This window comes from Streptomyces sp. NPDC041108 (assembly GCF_055592645.1).
On sequence record NZ_JBVIYK010000002.1, the window covers coordinates 12849 to 30225 of the forward strand.

The window sequence follows — 17377 nt, forward strand, 5'->3', positions numbered from 1 at the left end:
GGGAGATGCTCCGCCAGTGGAGCGGAGCGATCCGGGAACGGAGTTCTGCGTGGACATCGTCGTCAAGGGCCGCAAGACCGAGGTGCCCGAGCGGTTCCGCAAGCACGTGGCCGAGAAGCTGAAGCTGGAGAAGATCCAGAAGCTCGACGGCAAGGTGATCAGCCTCGACGTCGAGGTGTCCAAGGAGCCCAACCCCCGACAGGCCGACCGTAGCGACCGGGTGGAGATCACGCTCCACTCGCGCGGGCCGGTGATCCGGGCCGAGGCAGCGGCAAGCGATCCGTATGCGGCGCTCGACCTGGCGGCGGACAAGCTGGAGGCCCGGCTGCGCAAGCAGCACGACAAGCGTTACACGCGCCGTGGCGCGCGCCGTCTCACGGCCGCGGAGGTCGCCGACCACGTCCCCGGCGTGGCCACGCTCAACGGCAATGGGTACGTCGCCGACGAGGAGAAGGCGGAGGGCGTTCCCACCAAGAAGATCGGTTCGCTGGAGGTGAAGGGCGAAGGTCCCCTCATCGTCCGCGAGAAGACCCACGTGGCATCCCCGATGACCCTCGACCAGGCTCTCTACGAGATGGAGCTGGTCGGGCACGACTTCTACCTCTTCGTCGACTCCGAGACCAAGGAACCGAGTGTCGTCTACCGGCGCCACGCCTACGACTACGGCGTCATCCACCTCAGCACGGACCCGATGGTCGCCCAGGCGCATCCGGACGCCGCGGGCGGCGCGCTCGGCGGCTGAGCGCGCCGGGTGACAGCCGACCGGTGCCCCTGGAGCGTTTGTGCGCCCCCAGGGGCACCGGTGTGCGACCCCTTGAGGCCCGCTCTGTCACCGCAGGGTGGGCCGGGCATGAAATCATGGCCGAACCGGCCCCAACCGGGGGGCCGTTGCCTTGGATTGGCAATGGCACAGAAACACAGGGCCACGGCCTTCAGGGGGAGGAACGATGGCGGACAGCAGTTTCGGACCGATGCGTGACGTGAATGCCGACGGCGGGTCCGCCGGCATGGACTCCGCCACGGGCTCCTCGCGCAAGGAGCCGATCCGGGTCCTCGTCGTGGACGATCACGCGCTTTTCCGCCGCGGCCTGGAGATCGTGCTCGCCGCCGAGGAGGACATCCAGGTCGTCGGCGAGGCCGGTGACGGGGCGGAGGCGGTCGACAAGGCCGCGGACCTGCTGCCCGACATCGTGCTGATGGACGTACGGATGCCCAAGCGCGGCGGTATCGAGGCGTGCACCTCCATCAAGGAGGTGGCCCCCAGCGCGAAGATCATCATGTTGACGATCAGCGACGAGGAGGCCGACCTCTACGACGCGATCAAGGCGGGGGCGACCGGCTATCTCCTCAAGGAGATCTCCACGGACGAGGTGGCCACGGCCATCCGCGCCGTCGCCGACGGGCAGTCGCAGATCAGTCCCTCGATGGCGTCGAAGCTGCTCACGGAGTTCAAGTCCATGATCCAGCGGACCGACGAGCGGCGCCTCGTGCCGGCGCCGCGGCTGACGGACCGGGAACTGGAAGTGCTCAAGCTCGTGGCGACCGGCATGAACAACCGGGACATCGCCAAGGAGCTGTTCATTTCCGAGAACACCGTGAAGAACCATGTGCGCAACATCCTGGAGAAGCTGCAGCTGCACTCCAGGATGGAGGCCGTGGTCTACGCGATGCGGGAGAAGATCCTCGAAATCCGCTAGGGCCCTTCAGAAGGGCCCCGGGCGGCGCCCACCCTGAATCATGCCAGGGCGCGCACCAGCGGCTCCCGTAGTTCCGGGACGTCGACCCGCTCCACGCGCACGTCCGTGCAGTCCACCCAGGTCGCCGCTTCCAGGAGGGCCTGGGCCACGGCCGGGACCGCCTTCGGGCCGTCGAGGGTGACCTGTTTGGCGACCAGGGTGCGGCCGTCGCGGGCGGGGTCGACGCGGCCGACGAGCCGGCCGCCGGACAGGACCGGCATGGCGAAGTACCCGTGGACCCGCTTCTGTTTGGGGACGTAGGCCTCCAGGCGGTGGGTGAAGCCGAAGATGCGCTCCGTGCGGGCCCGCTCCCAGATCAGGGAGTCGAACGGGGACAGGAGCGTGGTGCGGTGGCGGCCGCGCGGGGGCGTGGCCAGCGCCGCCGGGTCGGCCCAGGCCGGCTTGGCCCAGCCCGCCACCGTCACCGGGACCAGGCCCGAGTCGGCGACCACCGCGTCGAACTGCTCGCCCTTGAGACGGTGGTAGTCCGCGATGTCCGCGCGGGTTCCGACGCCCAGGGCCTCACCGGCCAGGCGGACCAGGCGGCGTACGCACTCCGTGTCGTCCAACTCGTCATGGAGGAGGTCCCCGGGGATCGCGCGCTCGGCGAGGTCGTACACCCGCTTCCAGCCGCGGCGCTCCACGCAGACCACCTCGCCGTGCATCAGGGCGCGTTCGACGGCGACCTTCTCCCCGGACCAGTCCCACCACTCGCTGGTGCGCTTCGCACCGCCCAGCTCCGTGGCCGTGAGGGGGCCCTCGTCGCGGAGCTGCTTGATGACCCGCTCGTAGGCGCCGTCCGGGAGTTGGTGGTTCCACTGGGGGCGGGAGCGGTAGGCGCGACGGCGGAAGGCGAAGTGGGGCCACTCCTCGATGGGGAGGATGCAGGCGGCGTGGGACCAGTACTCGAAGGCGTGCGTGTCCGTCCAGTAGGCGCTGTCGACGGTGGAGCGGCCCACGGCGCCGAGGCGGGCGTACGGGATGAGTTCGTGCGAGCGGGCGAGGACCGAGATGGTGTCGAGCTGGACCGCGCCCAGGTGTCGCAGCACGCCCCGGACGCCGGACCTGCGGTCCGGGGCGCCGAGGAAGCCCTGCGCCCGGAGGGCGATTCTGCGGGCCTCGTCTGCGGTGAGTTCTGTGCTGGGGCGCGGAAGGGAGGTCATGCTCCGCAGGGTAGGGGAGGGGACTGACAGGCGGGGCTGAGCTGGGGATACGGACCACCGCCTCGGGAGCCGGCGCACGTCCGGGGGCCTGGCTCGGGGGGGGCGTCACGGTGGCGGGGTGTCAGGACCGCGCCGGCACGTACGGCGTCGTGGAGGGCAGGCCCAGGTCCGAGGGGAGCAGGGAGGCCATCCAGCAGTCGCGGCGGACCCCGTTGTTGTCGAGGCCGGATCTGAGGGTGCCTTCGAAGACGAAGCCGGTGCGTTCGGCCACCGCGCGGGAGGCGGCGTTGCCCACTTCGGCGCGCCATTCGAGGCGGTCGAGGGCGAGCACGGTGAAGGACCAGTGGGCGGCGGCGCGGGTGGCCTCGGTGACGTAGCCGTTGCGGCGGTGCTCCCTGGTGGCCCAGAAGCCGATCTCGCCGGTGCCGGGCAGGCGCATGGTGATGCCGAGCATCCCCGCCAGCTCCCCGGCGGGCAGGAAGAGGCCGAAGGTGAACATCGAGGCGTCGGCCCAGCCTTCGGGAACGGCCCGCTCGACGAAACCCTCGGCGTGCTCCCGCAGGTACGGCGAGGGGATCGTGGTCCAGCGCTGGATGTCCGGGTCCTGCGCGGCCGCGTACACCGTGGCGGTGTCGCGCCGGTCCACGGTGCGCAGCAGCAGGCGCTCGGTGGTCAGGGTGACGGGTTCCATCGGGCGATTCTGCTCGGTGGAACGCGGGGGCGCCATCCCGTGGGAGGCCGATCCGTCCGGGTTTCGTCGCCAGGGGGAGCGCCCGGCACGGAGGCGCGGCGTGTGAGGACACGGTCACGATTTGCGCATTTGGGGGGCGGAACGCGGCACCATCCGCGACGCCTGCCCGTTGTCCTGGTGAGCTGTCACCGCCAGACCTCCCGGCACGGCGGGGTCCTCGCTTACGATGGCCGTTGCTCAAGCTGTGATTGAAGACTGTCAACTGTCATTGAAACCGACCCTCCCCAGGCCCGACCGGCAAGGAGACAAACCCCCGTGTCCGTCCTCTCGAAGATCATGCGTGCAGGCGAAGGCAAAATCCTGCGCAAGCTGCACCGCATCGCGGACCAGGTCAACTCCATCGAAGAGGACTTCGTCGACCTCTCCGACGCCGAGCTGCGCGCCCTCACCGAGGAGTACAAGCAGCGGTACGCCGACGGTGAGACCCTCGACGACCTGCTCCCCGAGGCGTTCGCCACCGTGCGCGAGGGCGCCAAGCGCGCCCTCGGCCAGCGCCACTACGACGTGCAGATCATGGGCGGTGCCGCCCTCCACCTCGGCTATGTCGCCGAGATGAAGACCGGCGAGGGCAAGACCCTCGTCGGCACCCTGCCCGCGTACCTGAACGCGCTGTCCGGCGAAGGCGTCCACCTGATCACGGTCAACGACTACCTGGCCGAGCGCGACTCCGAGATGATGGGCCGCGTCCACAAGTTCCTGGGTCTGAGCGTCGGCTGCATCCTCGCCAACATGACGCCGGCCCAGCGCCGCGAGCAGTACGCGTGCGACATCACCTACGGCACGAACAACGAGTTCGGCTTCGACTACCTCCGCGACAACATGGCGTGGTCCAAGGACGAGCTCGTCCAGCGCGGCCACAACTTCGCGATCGTCGACGAGGTCGACTCGATCCTCGTCGACGAGGCCCGTACACCGCTGATCATCTCCGGCCCGGCCGACCAGGCCACCAAGTGGTACGGCGACTTCGCCAAGCTGGTCACGCGCCTGAAGAAGGGCGAGCCCGGCCAGCCCCTCAAGGGCATCGAGGAGACCGGCGACTACGAGGTCGACGAGAAGAAGCGCACGGTCGCCATCCACGAGTCCGGCGTCTCCAAGGTCGAGGACTGGCTGGGCATCGACAACCTCTACGAGTCGGTGAACACCCCTCTGGTGGGCTACCTGAACAACGCCATCAAGGCCAAGGAGCTCTTCAAGAAGGACAAGGACTACGTCGTCATGGACGGCGAAGTCATGATCGTCGACGAGCACACCGGCCGTATCCTCGCCGGCCGCCGGTACAACGAGGGCATGCACCAGGCGATCGAGGCGAAGGAAGGGGTGGACATCAAGGACGAGAACCAGACACTCGCCACGATCACCCTGCAGAACTTCTTCCGCCTCTACAAGCGCCACGACCACAACGGCAAGGAACGGCCCGGCCTCTGCGGCATGACCGGTACGGCGATGACCGAGGCCGCCGAGTTCCACCAGATCTACAAGCTCGGCGTCGTCCCGATCCCGACCAACCGGCCGATGGTCCGCAAGGACCAGTCCGACCTGATCTACCGCACCGAGGTCGCGAAGTTCGAGGCGGTCGTCGACGACATCGTCGAGAAGCACGAGAAGGGCCAGCCGATCCTCGTCGGTACGACGTCGGTCGAGAAGTCCGAGTACCTCTCGCAGCAGCTGAGCAAGCGCGGCGTCCAGCACGAGGTGCTGAACGCCAAGCAGCACGACCGGGAGGCGACGATCGTCGCCCAGGCCGGCCGCAAGGGCGCCGTGACCGTCGCCACCAACATGGCCGGCCGCGGTACGGACATCAAGCTCGGCGGCAACCCCGACGACCTCGCCGAGGCGGAGCTGCGCCAGCGCGGCCTCGACCCCGAGGAGCACATCGAGGAGTGGGCCCACGCCCTGCCCGAGGCCCTCGCGAAGGCCGAGGAAGCGGTCAAGGCGGAGTTCGAGGAGGTCAAGGAACTCGGCGGCCTCTACGTCCTCGGCACCGAGCGGCACGAGTCCCGGCGTATCGACAACCAGCTGCGCGGTCGTTCCGGCCGTCAGGGCGACCCCGGTGAGTCCCGGTTCTACCTGTCGCTGGGCGACGACCTGATGAGGCTGTTCAAGGCCCAGATGGTCGAGCGCGTGATGTCCATGGCGAACGTGCCGGACGACGTCCCGATCGAGAACAAGATGGTCACCCGCGCGATCGCCTCGGCGCAGTCGCAGGTCGAGCAGCAGAACTTCGAGACCCGGAAGAACGTCCTCAAGTACGACGAGGTCCTCAACCGGCAGCGCGAGGTCATCTACGGCGAGCGGCGCCGCGTCCTGGAGGGCGAGGACCTGCAGGAGCAGATCCAGCACTTCATGGACGACACCATCGACGCGTACATCACCGCCGAGACCGCCGAGGGCTTCGCCGAGGAGTGGGACCTCGACCGGCTGTGGGGCGCCTTCAAGCAGCTCTACCCGGTGAAGGTCACCGTCGAGGAGCTGGAGGAGGCCGCCGGGGACCGGGCCGGGCTGACCGCCGAGTTCATCGCCGAGTCCATCAAGGACGACATCACCGAGCAGTACCAGGCGCGTGAGACGCAGCTCGGCCCCGAGATCATGCGCGAGCTGGAGCGCCGGGTGGTGCTGTCGGTGCTGGACCGCAAGTGGCGCGAGCACCTCTACGAGATGGACTATCTCCAGGAGGGCATCGGCCTGCGCGCGATGGCGCAGAAGGACCCGCTGGTGGAGTACCAGCGCGAGGGCTTCGACATGTTCACCGCCATGATGGAGGGCATCAAGGAGGAGTCCGTCGGCTACCTGTTCAACCTGGAGGTCCAGGTCGAGCAGCAGGTCGAGGAGGTCCCGGTCGAGGACACGAAGCCGTCCCTGGACAAGGGCGACGCCGTGCCGGCCCAGGCGGGCGCGTCCCGGCCGGAGATCCGCGCCAAGGGCCTGGAGGCCCCGCAGCGCCGTGACCGCCTGCACTTCTCCGCGCCCACCGTCGACGGCGAGGGCGGCATCGTGGAGGGCGACCTCCCCGACGACGAGCCCGTCCGCTCCGAGGCGGACGGTCTCACCCGCGCGGAGCGCCGCAAGCAGCAGGCGAAGACCAGCCGCCGCCGCAAGAAGTAGGGGGCGCGCGGCGCGACACCGCTGCGCCGGGCGCGGTGGTGGGACGCGGGCCGTGAGGCTGTGAGGGCCGGGCACCTTCGGGTGCCCGGCCCTTCGCGCGTCGTGGCCGCCGTTCAGTCCACGTCGTCCGGGTGGGGGAACCTCGGGCCGCCGAGTTCCACCGCGGTGCAGCGCCAGCGGTGGTCGGGGCCGTGTTCCAGGCGGAAGGCCATGGCGCGGAGACGGTCGCCGGCGCCGATGCGGGCGAAGACCTCCAGGGCGCCCGGTCCGGCCACGTAGTAGCCGATGTCGCGGACGACCGGGTCGGTGCCGTGGGGGATGCGCAGCGTGCCGTGCTCGGCCAGCCAGGCCAGTTCGTCGTAGGCCCGCCCGGCGGTGTGGCGCAGCATGCTGTGGACCGGGCGCCGGCCGCTGAGTACGGCGAGGAGGAGGTCGGCGAAGCGGTCGGTGGGGCGAGGGTGAGGGGTGAGCCCGGTGGCCGTGGCGGGGCGCGTGGGGGCCGTGCGGGGCGGGGGCTGGATCGCGGGCGCCGCGGTCGTGGAGCGGGGTGTCGACGGGCGGCCGTCCCCCGGGGCCGTACGGGCCGGGGTGCGGCCCGGGCGGCGGGTGTCGTGGCGGACGGGCGGGCGGGTGCCGGGGGTGCGCCTGGTCCTGGTCATGACCTTGTTCATCGGAAATCCCCGTTCGTCGGTGAGGCCGCCGGGTACCAGTCGGTAACTTGGCGATGGGGATCTTGTACGAGGCCGGAGGGGGCCGTGGCAAGGAGGCGTGGGCCGCTGCCGGGGGCCGGGGGATGTTCACCTATCAGGGTGACGGCGAGGGGGTTCGGGCCCGGCGGGGCGCGGGTGTACCGGGTGAGAGGACGGGCCTGGGGTGGACGCGTCCGGAGCGCCGGGCGGGCGCTCGAAAGGGGACGCCCGCACGTATCCTGAAGGGCCTCCGGAGGCTTCGCGGGGCCTTCGCGGCGGACCGGGACGCATCGCGGGAACGGACCGTGGCGACGGACCGCCGGCGTGCTCCGGACGCTCCGGGACCGGCCCGAGAGCACGAACCGGAGCACGAACCGGAGCACGAACCGGAGCGCGAACCGAGAACATGAACCGAGAGCACGACCGAGATCACGACTACGAAAGCGGCCTGCCATGCGCGTCTACGTCCCCCTGACCCTTCCCGGGCTCGCCGAGGCGTACAAGACGGGTGAGCTGGGGGAGGGGGCGTTCGTCGCGTACGCCGTCACCCCGGCTCTGCGGGAGTGGTACCTGTCCGACGACATCGAGGAGTTGGAGTACGCGGCGCTGAACCGGGCGGCGCACGCCTCGCTGCGGCTGGTGGCCGTGGATCCGGGGGCCGTGCGGCGGCGGGTCGTCGTGGCGGTGGACGTGGCCGACCGGGACGCGGTGGCCGATCCCGACCGGGGCCTCGATCCGGTGGCGCTCGGTGAGGTGCGGGTGGCCGGGCCCGTGCCGTTGAGCAAGGCGGCGGCTGTGCATGTCGACTCGGTGGAGGCCGAGGAGGAGGTGGGGGAGGCCGCGGACGCGTTGGGGGCGGCGGATCAGGGGGACGACGACGCGCAGTTCATCGTGGACGGGGCGGACGACCACGAGCTGCTCTGGTACGCGACGCAGGAGATCCCGAACCTCGTGGGGCTGGGCGGCTGATCCGGCCGGCGCCTGCCGGCGCCGCCGCGCCCAGGGCCGCGCCCGGGGGTGGTGGGAATGCGTTGTCGGTGGTGAGGGGTACGTTCTGGGTATGGGGATGAACGGAGCCGGGGCGCATATCGTCTGGGACTGGAACGGGACCTTGTTGAACGACAACGAGGCGATCATCGGGGCGACCAACGCGGCGTTCGCGGAGCTGGGGATCGAGCCGATCACGCTGGAGCGGTACCGGGAGCTGTACTGCGTACCGGTGCCGAAGTTCTACGAGCGGCTGATCGGGCGGCTGCCGTCGGACGAGGAGTGGGAGGCCATGGACGTGGTCTTCCACCGGTACTACGCCGAGCACCGGGTCGCCTGCGGGCTGACCGACGGTGTGCCGGGGCTGCTCACGCAGTGGCTCTCGGCCGGCCGCAGCCAGTCGATCCTCAGCATGTACGTGCACGAGGAACTGGTCCCGCTGGTCCGGGGCTTCGGGATCGAGCCGCACTTCGTCCGGGTCGACGGGCGCACCGGCCCCTCCGGGGGCAGCAAGGCCGAGCACATGGTCCGGCATCTGCGCCGGCTCGTGGGCGTGGAGCCGGGACGGACCGTCGTGATCGGGGACGCAGCCGACGACGCCGTCGCCGCCCGGCACGTGGGAGCGCAGGCCGTGCTCTACACCGGCGGCTCCCACAGCAGGGCCGGCCTGGAGTGGGTCGGGGTGCCCGTCGTGGACACCCTGGAGGAGGCCGTCGCCGAGGCCGAGCGGCTGGCCGCCTAGCGCCCGCCACGGGCCCGGCACTCCTCGCGCCCCGCCCCGCCTCCTCGTCCCGCCGCTCAGGTCACCGGCGCCTTCGCCCGCAGCACCGTGAGGAACGCGCGCATCCAGCCGGAGTGGTCCGGCCAGGCGCGGGCGGAGACGAGGTTGCCGTCGACGACCGTCTCGGCGTCCTGGAAGGCGGCGCCGGCGGCCTGCATGTCGAGTTCGAGGGCGGGGTACGCGGTGACGCGGCGGCCCGACAGCGCGTCCACGGCGGCGGTCAGCAGCGGGCCGTGGCAGATCTGGGCGACCGGTTTGTCGGTGTCGAAGAAGGACTTGAGGATCTTGCGCAGCTCGGGATCGTTGCGCAGGTACTCCGGGGCCCGGCCGCCGGGGACGACGACGGCGGCGTACCGGCCGGGGTCGACCTCGGAGAAGGCCAGGTCGGCGGGCCAGGAGTAGCCGGGTTTCTCGGTGTAGGTGTCGTAGCCCGGCTCGAAGTCGTGGACGACGAACCGGAGCTTCTTGCGGCTGGGGGCCGCGATATCGACCTCGTACCCCTCCTCGCGGAGGCGCTGGTAGGGGTACAGGACCTCCAGCGACTCCGCCGCGTCGCCGGTCACGATCAGGATCTTGGGCGTCATGGTGGGGCTCCCCTCGGTGCCGCAGGGCTTCCTTCGTCAGGCTATGGCCTCCTGGGCAACGTGCATCCGGGGTGCGGATCTGCCAAGGGGGTGGGCGGATTCCCGGGCCGGGCGAAAGCGCGTATAGGCTCGGTTGCGCGGAGGTAGGCTCAAAAGTGCGCGAGGGGTACTGTGCAGAACGTCAAACTTCCACCCCCTGTTTTGTACACATACGGCTCATGACGTGCCCCCCGTCCGGAGGGATAGCCTTGTGGCGTGATCAGCGCGATAGTTCGCGGGGACGTCGTCGTCCCTGCCCTGCGCCCGGTGAGCACGGACGACATCCGTGTCCGGGCGGCGGTCGCTGGTCCTCGCGGGCGGGAGGGAGCCACCAGGGCTCCCGGGACGCCGGGTGCACCCACGGACGGCACGCCGCCGAGAGCAGCGTCACATCCCCGTCGGGTGCCGAGAATGGCTGATTACCCCCCGCTCGTCTCACCCTGCGGCATAGCGTCGAAGCAGACCGGACACCCCGTGTCGTGGTGGCGCGTCGGAGGGCACGAGTTCGTACTTCCTTCTACGTCACGCAACGGCGCGCGACAGGAGCCAGAGGACAATGCAGACCAAGCTGGACGAAGCCAAGGCCGAGCTGCTCGAACGGGCCGCCCGGGTAGCTGAGAACAGCCCGGTCGGGGGGTATCTACCGACTGGGACGACGAGCGAGAGTACGTCCGACATCCCGGACCAGGAGACCGTGCTCGCGTTCCTCCAGCGCTACTACCTGCACACCGCCCCGGAGGACCTGAGCGGCCGTGACCCGGTCGACGTCTTCGGAGCCGCCCACTCCCACTACCGGCTGGCCGAGAACCGCCCCCAGGGCACGGCCAACGTACGGGTGCACACCCCGACCGTCGAGGAGAACGGCTGGACGTGCAGCCACTCCGTCGTCGAGGTCGTCACCGACGACATGCCCTTCCTCGTCGACTCCGTGACCAACGAGCTGTCACGGCAGGGGCGCGGCATCCATGTCGTCATCCACCCCCAGGTCGTCGTGCGACGGGACGTCACCGGCAAGCTCGTCGAGCTGGTCACCGAGCCGGCCGCCGTCGCCGCGGCGGCCGCGGCCGTGGCCGCCGGGGAGACGCTGCCGCACGACGCGCACATCGAGTCCTGGATCCACGTCGAGATCGACCGCGAGACCGACCGCGCGGACCTCAAGCAGATCAACAACGACCTGCTGCGTGTCCTGTCCGACGTCCGTGAGGCCGTCGAGGACTGGGAGAAGATGCGCGACGCGGCGGTCCGGATCGCCGACGGGCTGCCCGCCGAACACACCGCCGACGACCTGCGCGCGGAGGAGGTGGAGGAGGCCCGCGAGCTGCTGCGCTGGCTCGCCGACGACCACTTCACTTTCCTGGGCTTCCGGGAGTACGAGCTGCGCGAGGACGACTCCCTCGCCGCCGTCGCCGGCACCGGGCTCGGCATCCTGCGCTCCGACCCGCACCACGCCGGGCAGGACCGGCACCCCGTCAGCTCCTCCTTCGAGCGGCTGCCCGCCGACGCCCGTGCCAAGGCCCGTGAGCACAAGATCCTCGTCCTCACGAAGGCCAACAGCCGCGCCACCGTCCACCGGCCGTCCTACCTCGACTACGTGGGCGTGAAGAAGTTCGACGCCGAGGGCAACGTGATCGGCGAGCGGCGCTTCCTCGGCCTGTTCTCCTCGGCCGCCTACACCGAGTCCGTGCGCCGGGTTCCCGTCGTCCGCCGCAAGGTCGACGACGTCCTGCGCGGCGCCGGATTCTCGCCCAACAGCCACGACGGGCGCGACCTCCTGCAGATCCTGGAGACCTACCCGCGCGACGAGCTGTTCCAGACCTCGGCCGACGAACTGCGGTCCATCGTCACCTCCGTGCTCTACCTCCAGGAGCGCCGCCGGCTGCGGCTCTACCTGCGCCAGGACGAGTACGGGCGCTACTACTCCGCCCTCGTCTACCTCCCGCGCGACCGCTACACCACCGGCGTACGCCTCAGGATCATCGACATCCTGAAGGAGGAACTGGACGGCATCAGCGTCGACTTCACCGCCTGGAACACCGAGTCGATCCTCTCCCGGCTGCACTTCGTGGTCCGCGTCCAGCCCGGCACCGAACTGCCGCACCTCAGCGACGCCGACAAGGAACGCCTGGAGGCCAAGCTCGTCGAGGCCGCCCGGTCCTGGTCGGACGGGTTCGCCGAGGCGCTCAACGCCGAGGTCGGCGAGGAGCGCGCCGCCGAGATGCTGCGCAAGTACGGCCACGCCATCCCCGAGGGGTACAAGGCCGACCACAACCCCCGCTCGGCCGTCGCGGACCTCGTCCGCCTCGAAGCGCTCGACCAGGACGAGGACTTCGAGCTGAGCCTGTACGAGCCGGTCGGCGCCGCGCCCGACGAGCGCCGGTTCAAGATCTACCGCAAGGGCGGCTCGGTCTCGCTCTCCGCGGTGCTGCCCGTCCTCAACCGCATCGGCGTCGAGGTCATCGACGAGCGGCCCTACGAGCTGCGCTGCGCGGACCGGACCACCGCGTGGATCTACGACTTCGGGCTGCGGATGCCGAGGCAGCAGTCCGGCAGCGCGGACTACGCGGGGGACGACGCCCGGGAGCGGGTGCAGGATGCCTTCGCCGCCACCTGGACCGGACAGGCCGAGAACGACGGGTTCAACGCGCTCGTGCTGAGCGCCGGCCTCACCTGGCGGCAGGCCATGGTGCTGCGCGCGTACGCCAAGTACCTGCGGCAGGCCGGATCCACGTTCAGCCAGGACTACATGGAGGACACCCTCCGCAACAACGTCCACACCACCCGGTTGCTCGTGTCGTTGTTCGAGGCGCGGATGTCGCCGGACCGGCAGCGGGCCGGGCGGGAGATCGTCGACGCGCTCCTCGAAGAGGTCGACGCGGCGCTCGACCAGGTGGCGAGCCTCGACGAGGACCGCATCCTGCGGTCGTTCCTGACCGTCATCAAGGCGACGCTGCGCACGAACTTCTTCCAGGAGGCTGCCGGCGGCAGGCCCCACGACTACGTCTCCATGAAGTTCGACCCGCAGGCCATCCCCGATCTGCCGGCACCCCGCCCGGCGTACGAGATCTGGGTGTACTCGCCGCGCGTCGAGGGTGTGCACCTCAGGTTCGGGAAGGTCGCCCGCGGCGGGCTGCGCTGGTCGGACCGGCGGGAGGACTTCCGCACCGAGATCCTGGGCCTGGTCAAGGCGCAGATGGTCAAGAACACCGTCATCGTGCCCGTCGGCGCCAAGGGCGGTTTCGTCGCCAAGCAGCTCCCGGACCCGTCGGTGGACCGCGACGCCTGGCTCGCCGAGGGCATCCGCAGCTACAAGACCTTCATCTCCGCGCTGCTCGACATCACCGACAACATGGTCGCCGGTGAGGTCACGCCGCCCGCCGACGTCGTCCGGCACGACGAGGACGACACCTACCTGGTCGTCGCCGCCGACAAGGGCACCGCGACCTTCTCCGACATCGCCAACGAGGTCGCCGAGAGCTACAACTTCTGGCTCGGGGACGCCTTCGCCTCCGGTGGCTCGGCCGGCTACGACCACAAGGGCATGGGCATCACCGCCCGCGGTGCCTGGGAGTCGGTCAAGCGGCACTTCCGGGAGGTGGGCGTCGACACGCAGTCCGAGGACTTCACGGTCGTCGGCATCGGTGACATGTCCGGTGACGTGTTCGGCAACGGCATGCTGCTCAGCGAGCACATCCGGCTCGTCGCCGCCTTCGACCACCGGCACATCTTCATCGACCCCAGCCCCGACGCGGCCACCTCCTACGCCGAGCGCCGCCGGGTCTTCGAACTGCCCCGCTCCAGCTGGGCCGACTACGACACCGACCTGATCTCCACCGGCGGCGGCGTCTTCCCGCGCACCGCCAAGGCGATCCCGATCAACGCCCACATCCGGGACGTCCTCGGCATCGAGGACAAGGTCGCCAAGATGACCCCGGCCGACCTGATGAAGGCGATCCTCAAGGCCCCGGTCGACCTGCTGTGGAACGGCGGCATCGGCACGTACGTGAAGGCGTCGACCGAGTCGCACGCCGACGTCGGCGACAAGGCCAACGACGCCATCCGGGTCGACGGAGGGGAGCTCAGGGTCCAGGTCGTCGGCGAGGGCGGCAACCTCGGCCTGACCCAGCTGGGCCGGATCGAGTTCGCGCAGACCGGCGGGCGGGTCAACACCGACGCCATCGACAACAGCGCGGGCGTGGACACCTCCGACCACGAGGTGAACATCAAGATCCTGCTCAACGGCCTGGTCGCCGAGGGCGACATGACGGTCAAGCAGCGCAACAAGCTGCTCGCCGAGATGACCGACGAGGTCGGCCGTCTGGTCCTGCGCAACAACTACGCGCAGAACACGGCGATCGCCAACGCCCTCGCCCAGTCCCCGGACATGCTCCACGCCCAGCAGCGCTTCATGCGCCACCTGGCCAGGGAGGGCCACCTCGACCGGGCGCTCGAATTCCTGCCCACCGACCGGCAGATCCGTGAGCGCCTCAACGCGGGCCAGGGCCTCACCGGCCCCGAGACGGCCGTCCTGCTCGCCTACACGAAGATCACCGTCGCCGAGGAACTGCTGCACACCGGGCTGCCCGACGACGCCTACCTGCGCAGGCTGCTGCACGCGTACTTCCCGGCCGCGCTGGGCGAACGGTTCCCCGAGCACATCGACAGCCACCCGCTGAGCCGCGAGATCATCACGACCCTGCTGGTCAACGACACGGTGAACACGGGCGGTACGAGCTTCCTGCACCGGCTGCGGGAGGAGACCGGAGCCTCGCTGGAGGAGATCGTCCGGGCGCAGACCGCGTCCCGCGCGATCTTCGGGTCGGGCGAGGTGTGGGACGCCGTCGAGGGCCTGGACAACAAGGTCGAGGCGGCCGTCCAGACCCGGATCCGCCTGCACTCCCGCCGCCTCGTCGAGCGCGGCACGCGCTGGCTGCTCAACAACCGGCCCCAGCCGCTGCAGCTCAGCGAGACCATCGCGTTCTTCTCCGAGGGCGTCCATCTGGTCTGGGGCGAGCTGCCCAAGCTGCTGCGCGGCGCGGACCTGGAGTGGTACCAGGAGATCCACGACGAGCTGACGGGCGCCGGGGTCCCGGAGGAGCTGGCCACGCGGGTCGCGGGCTTCTCCTCGGCCTTCCCCACGCTCGACATCGTCGCCGTCGCGGACCGGGTCGGCCGGACGCCGATGGAGGTCGCCGAGGTGTACTACGACCTCGCCGACCGGCTGAGCATCACCCAGCTGATGGACCGCATCATCGAGCTGCCGCGTGCCGACCGCTGGCAGTCCATGGCCCGCGCGGCGATCCGCGAGGACCTGTACGCGGCGCACGCGTCCCTCACCGCCGAGGTCCTCTCCGCGGGCAACGGCTCCTCCACGCCCGAGCAGCGCTTCAAGGTGTGGGAGCAGAAGAACGCCGCGCTGCTGGGCCGGGCGCGGACGACCCTGGAGGAGATCCAGACCTCCGACGCGTTCGACCTCGCCAACCTGTCGGTGGCGATGCGGACGATGAGGACGCTGCTGCGCAGCCACTCGTAGGCGCATACGGCGACGGGGGCGCCCCACGGCTGTGGGGCGCCCCCGTGCGTGGGCAGGGCTACTCGCTGCTCTTCTTCCAGAGCGTCAGCTTGCCCTCGACGCTCGGTACTTCCCAGCTGTACTCACCCGGGGTCAGCTTGGTGATCTCGTACATGACGAGGTTGCCGTCCTTGGTCACCGTGCAGAGGAGGGAGCCCTCGGGGATGATCGCGTCCTTGCCGAAGTCGTCGGGGCCCACGAGGGACGGCAGGGCGTCGGTGTCCGCACCCGTGCGGCACTGCTGGAGGGTGCGGCCCTTGCTCTTGCCCATCGTGGTCTCGAAGTTCCACTGGCCGTTCTGGATCGACATCTCCCGTGCCTCGTCCCTCATCTCGGCCTTGATGTCGATGCTCGGTTGGTCCAGGTCGATGTAGGTGTAGTTCTCGGCGGGCGTGCGCAGGACGAAGGACTGATTCTCGAAGGCCAGGGTGAACTTGGTGTCCGCGGACACGGTGGCGGACTCGGAGGGGTCGGTGACGTTCTGTCCGTCGCCCCCGCCGCTTCCGTCGTCGTCAGTCGGAGCGGGGGTCGGGGTGCCCTTGTCCCCGGCCGTGCCGTCGCCCTTGCCGCTGCCCTTCGTGTCGCTCGCCTCGGTGCCGTCCTTGTCGTCCTTGTTCAGCACGTACACCGCGGCTGCCGCGCCCGAGCCGGCCACGAGGACGAGGGCCAGGGCGACGAGGGCCGCCTTCAGCCCTCGGCGGCTCTTCTTGGCCGAGGCGGGGGCCTGGCCCGCCCGGGGCTGCGGGGTGAGGTGGTAGGTGTCCGTCGCCGGCGGCGGGTAGCCGTAGCCGGGGGGCTGCGTCTGGGCCGGCGGCCCGAAGCCGGTGGGCTGGCCCGGCTGGGGCGCGCCCTGGGTGGTTCCCTGGGCGTGGGCCGCCGGGTCGTGGGGCGGGGTGGCGGGGGCCGCCGAGGCCGTCGTCGGGGGAGTGGTCGGGGGTGCGGCGGGCATCTGGGGGGCCGTCGGCTGCGGCGGGCTCTGGACCGACTGCTCGCGGCGGGCGATCTCGGCGGTGAGCGGTGCCGGGAGCCAGCCGGTGAAGTCGCTGAGGCCGCGGCCCGCCGACTCCTGGCAGAGCGCCGCCAGTTCCTCGGTGCCGACGCGGGCGGCCGGGTCGGCGGTCAGGCAGCGTTCCAGCAGGGGGCGCAGCCGCTCGTCGTACCCGTCGAGCCTCGGTGGCCGCTGGGCGGTGTTGGCGATCTGCGCGGCGATGGTGATGGCGCCGCCGTCGCCGTACGGGTGGCGGCCGGTGGCCGCGACGGCGGCGATCAGGCCGAGCGAGAAGACGTCGGTGGCCGGGGTGACCTGCTCGCCGAGGGCGTGCTCCGGGGACATGTACTGCGGGGTGCCGATCAGACCGCCGGACTGGGTCAGATGGGTGGCGTCGGCGGCGCGGGCGATACCGAAGTCGATGACGTACGGGCCCTGGGAGCCCAGCAGGATGTTGCTGGGCTTGAGGTCGCGGTGGATGACGCCGGCCGCGTGGATGGAGGTCAGGGCACGGGCCGCGCAGCCGACGAGCTGGAACACGGCGGGCAGGGGCAGCGGACCGAAGCCCACCAGGGCGTCGTGCAGGGGGATACCCGCGATGAACGCCGAGGCCAGCCAGGGGAGTTCGCCGGTGGTGTCGTGGTCGACCACCGGGACGATGTGGTAGCCCTGCACGCGCCGGGCCGCCTGGACCTCCTGCTCGAAGCGGCGGCGGAAGTCGGCGTCCTGGCCGTACTCGCGGCGGATGACCTTCAGGGCGACGGGCTGGCCGCCGCGGGTGTGCGACAGATAGACCGTGCCCATGCCGCCCTCGCCGATCCGGGCGTGCAGGTGGTAGCCGGCGGTCTCTCTCGGGTCCTGCGGCCCCAGCGGGCTCAGGATGTCGCCAGTGCTGCTGCTGATGGGAGCCTCCCCCGATGCGGTGCCGAACTCCTGTGCCATGCCTGGGCACTTGAAGCGGTCCGAAGCTTATACGGCACTTATGACA

11 protein-coding genes are annotated in these 17377 nt (G+C 70.5%); 6 read left to right on the forward strand and 5 right to left on the reverse strand.

The window, feature by feature from the left end:
- Nucleotides 1-49: 49 nt before the first annotated feature.
- The gene (gene hpf / locus ACZ6BB_RS06065) at nt 50-742 is read left to right on the forward strand and encodes a ribosome hibernation-promoting factor, HPF/YfiA family (protein WP_374194914.1); all 693 of its coding nucleotides are present in this window, start codon (nt 50-52) and stop codon (nt 740-742) included.
- 205 nt (nt 743-947) lie between these two features.
- Complete coding sequence (locus ACZ6BB_RS06070) at nt 948-1697, forward strand: response regulator (protein WP_471614137.1); 750 nt, start codon at nt 948-950, stop codon at nt 1695-1697.
- 38 nt (nt 1698-1735) lie between these two features.
- On the opposite strand, the gene ACZ6BB_RS06075 is transcribed toward ACZ6BB_RS06070, so the two are convergent.
- On the reverse strand, nt 1736-2899 hold the full coding sequence (locus ACZ6BB_RS06075) for a winged helix-turn-helix domain-containing protein (RefSeq protein WP_471614138.1): 1164 nt from the start codon (nt 2897-2899) through the stop codon (nt 1736-1738).
- A 121-nt stretch (nt 2900-3020) separates the two neighbouring features.
- The gene (locus ACZ6BB_RS06080; protein ID WP_471614139.1) at nt 3021-3590 is read right to left on the reverse strand and encodes a GNAT family N-acetyltransferase; all 570 of its coding nucleotides are present in this window, start codon (nt 3588-3590) and stop codon (nt 3021-3023) included.
- 315 nt (nt 3591-3905) lie between these two features.
- On the opposite strand from ACZ6BB_RS06080, the gene secA reads away from it, so the two are divergent.
- On the forward strand, nt 3906-6752 hold the full coding sequence (gene secA, locus ACZ6BB_RS06085; protein ID WP_471614140.1) for a preprotein translocase subunit SecA: 2847 nt from the start codon (nt 3906-3908) through the stop codon (nt 6750-6752).
- 113 nt (nt 6753-6865) lie between these two features.
- Here the strand turns inward: secA and ACZ6BB_RS06090 are convergent, their stop codons facing one another.
- Nucleotides 6866-7423: an Rv3235 family protein gene (locus tag ACZ6BB_RS06090; protein WP_471614141.1), complete on the reverse strand. Its 558-nt coding sequence runs from the start codon at nt 7421-7423 to the stop codon at nt 6866-6868.
- Between the two features lie 471 nt (nt 7424-7894).
- Between ACZ6BB_RS06090 and ACZ6BB_RS06095 the strand changes: the two genes are divergently transcribed.
- Together ACZ6BB_RS06095 and ACZ6BB_RS06100 are read left to right on the forward strand one after the other, a co-directional pair.
- Nucleotides 7895-8410 (forward strand): DUF6912 family protein, encoded by a 516-nt coding sequence (locus tag ACZ6BB_RS06095; protein WP_471614142.1) that lies wholly within the window; start codon nt 7895-7897, stop codon nt 8408-8410.
- Nucleotides 8411-8501: 91 nt separating this feature from the next.
- Entirely contained in the window at nt 8502-9170 is a 669-nt protein-coding gene (locus ACZ6BB_RS06100) for an HAD family hydrolase (RefSeq protein WP_471614143.1), read from the forward strand.
- Between the two features lie 56 nt (nt 9171-9226).
- Here ACZ6BB_RS06100 and ACZ6BB_RS06105 read toward each other — a convergent pair whose 3' ends face one another.
- On the reverse strand, nt 9227-9793 hold the full coding sequence (locus tag ACZ6BB_RS06105) for a DJ-1/PfpI family protein (protein WP_471614144.1): 567 nt from the start codon (nt 9791-9793) through the stop codon (nt 9227-9229).
- Nucleotides 9794-10388: 595 nt separating this feature from the next.
- Here ACZ6BB_RS06105 and ACZ6BB_RS06110 point away from each other — a divergent pair.
- Complete coding sequence (locus tag ACZ6BB_RS06110; RefSeq protein WP_471614145.1) at nt 10389-15362, forward strand: NAD-glutamate dehydrogenase; 4974 nt, start codon at nt 10389-10391, stop codon at nt 15360-15362.
- Between the two features lie 58 nt (nt 15363-15420).
- Here ACZ6BB_RS06110 and ACZ6BB_RS06115 read toward each other — a convergent pair whose 3' ends face one another.
- Nucleotides 15421-17331, reverse strand: coding sequence for a serine/threonine-protein kinase (locus ACZ6BB_RS06115; protein ID WP_471614146.1), 1911 nt, complete (start codon nt 17329-17331; stop codon nt 15421-15423).
- Nucleotides 17332-17377 lie beyond the last annotated feature (46 nt).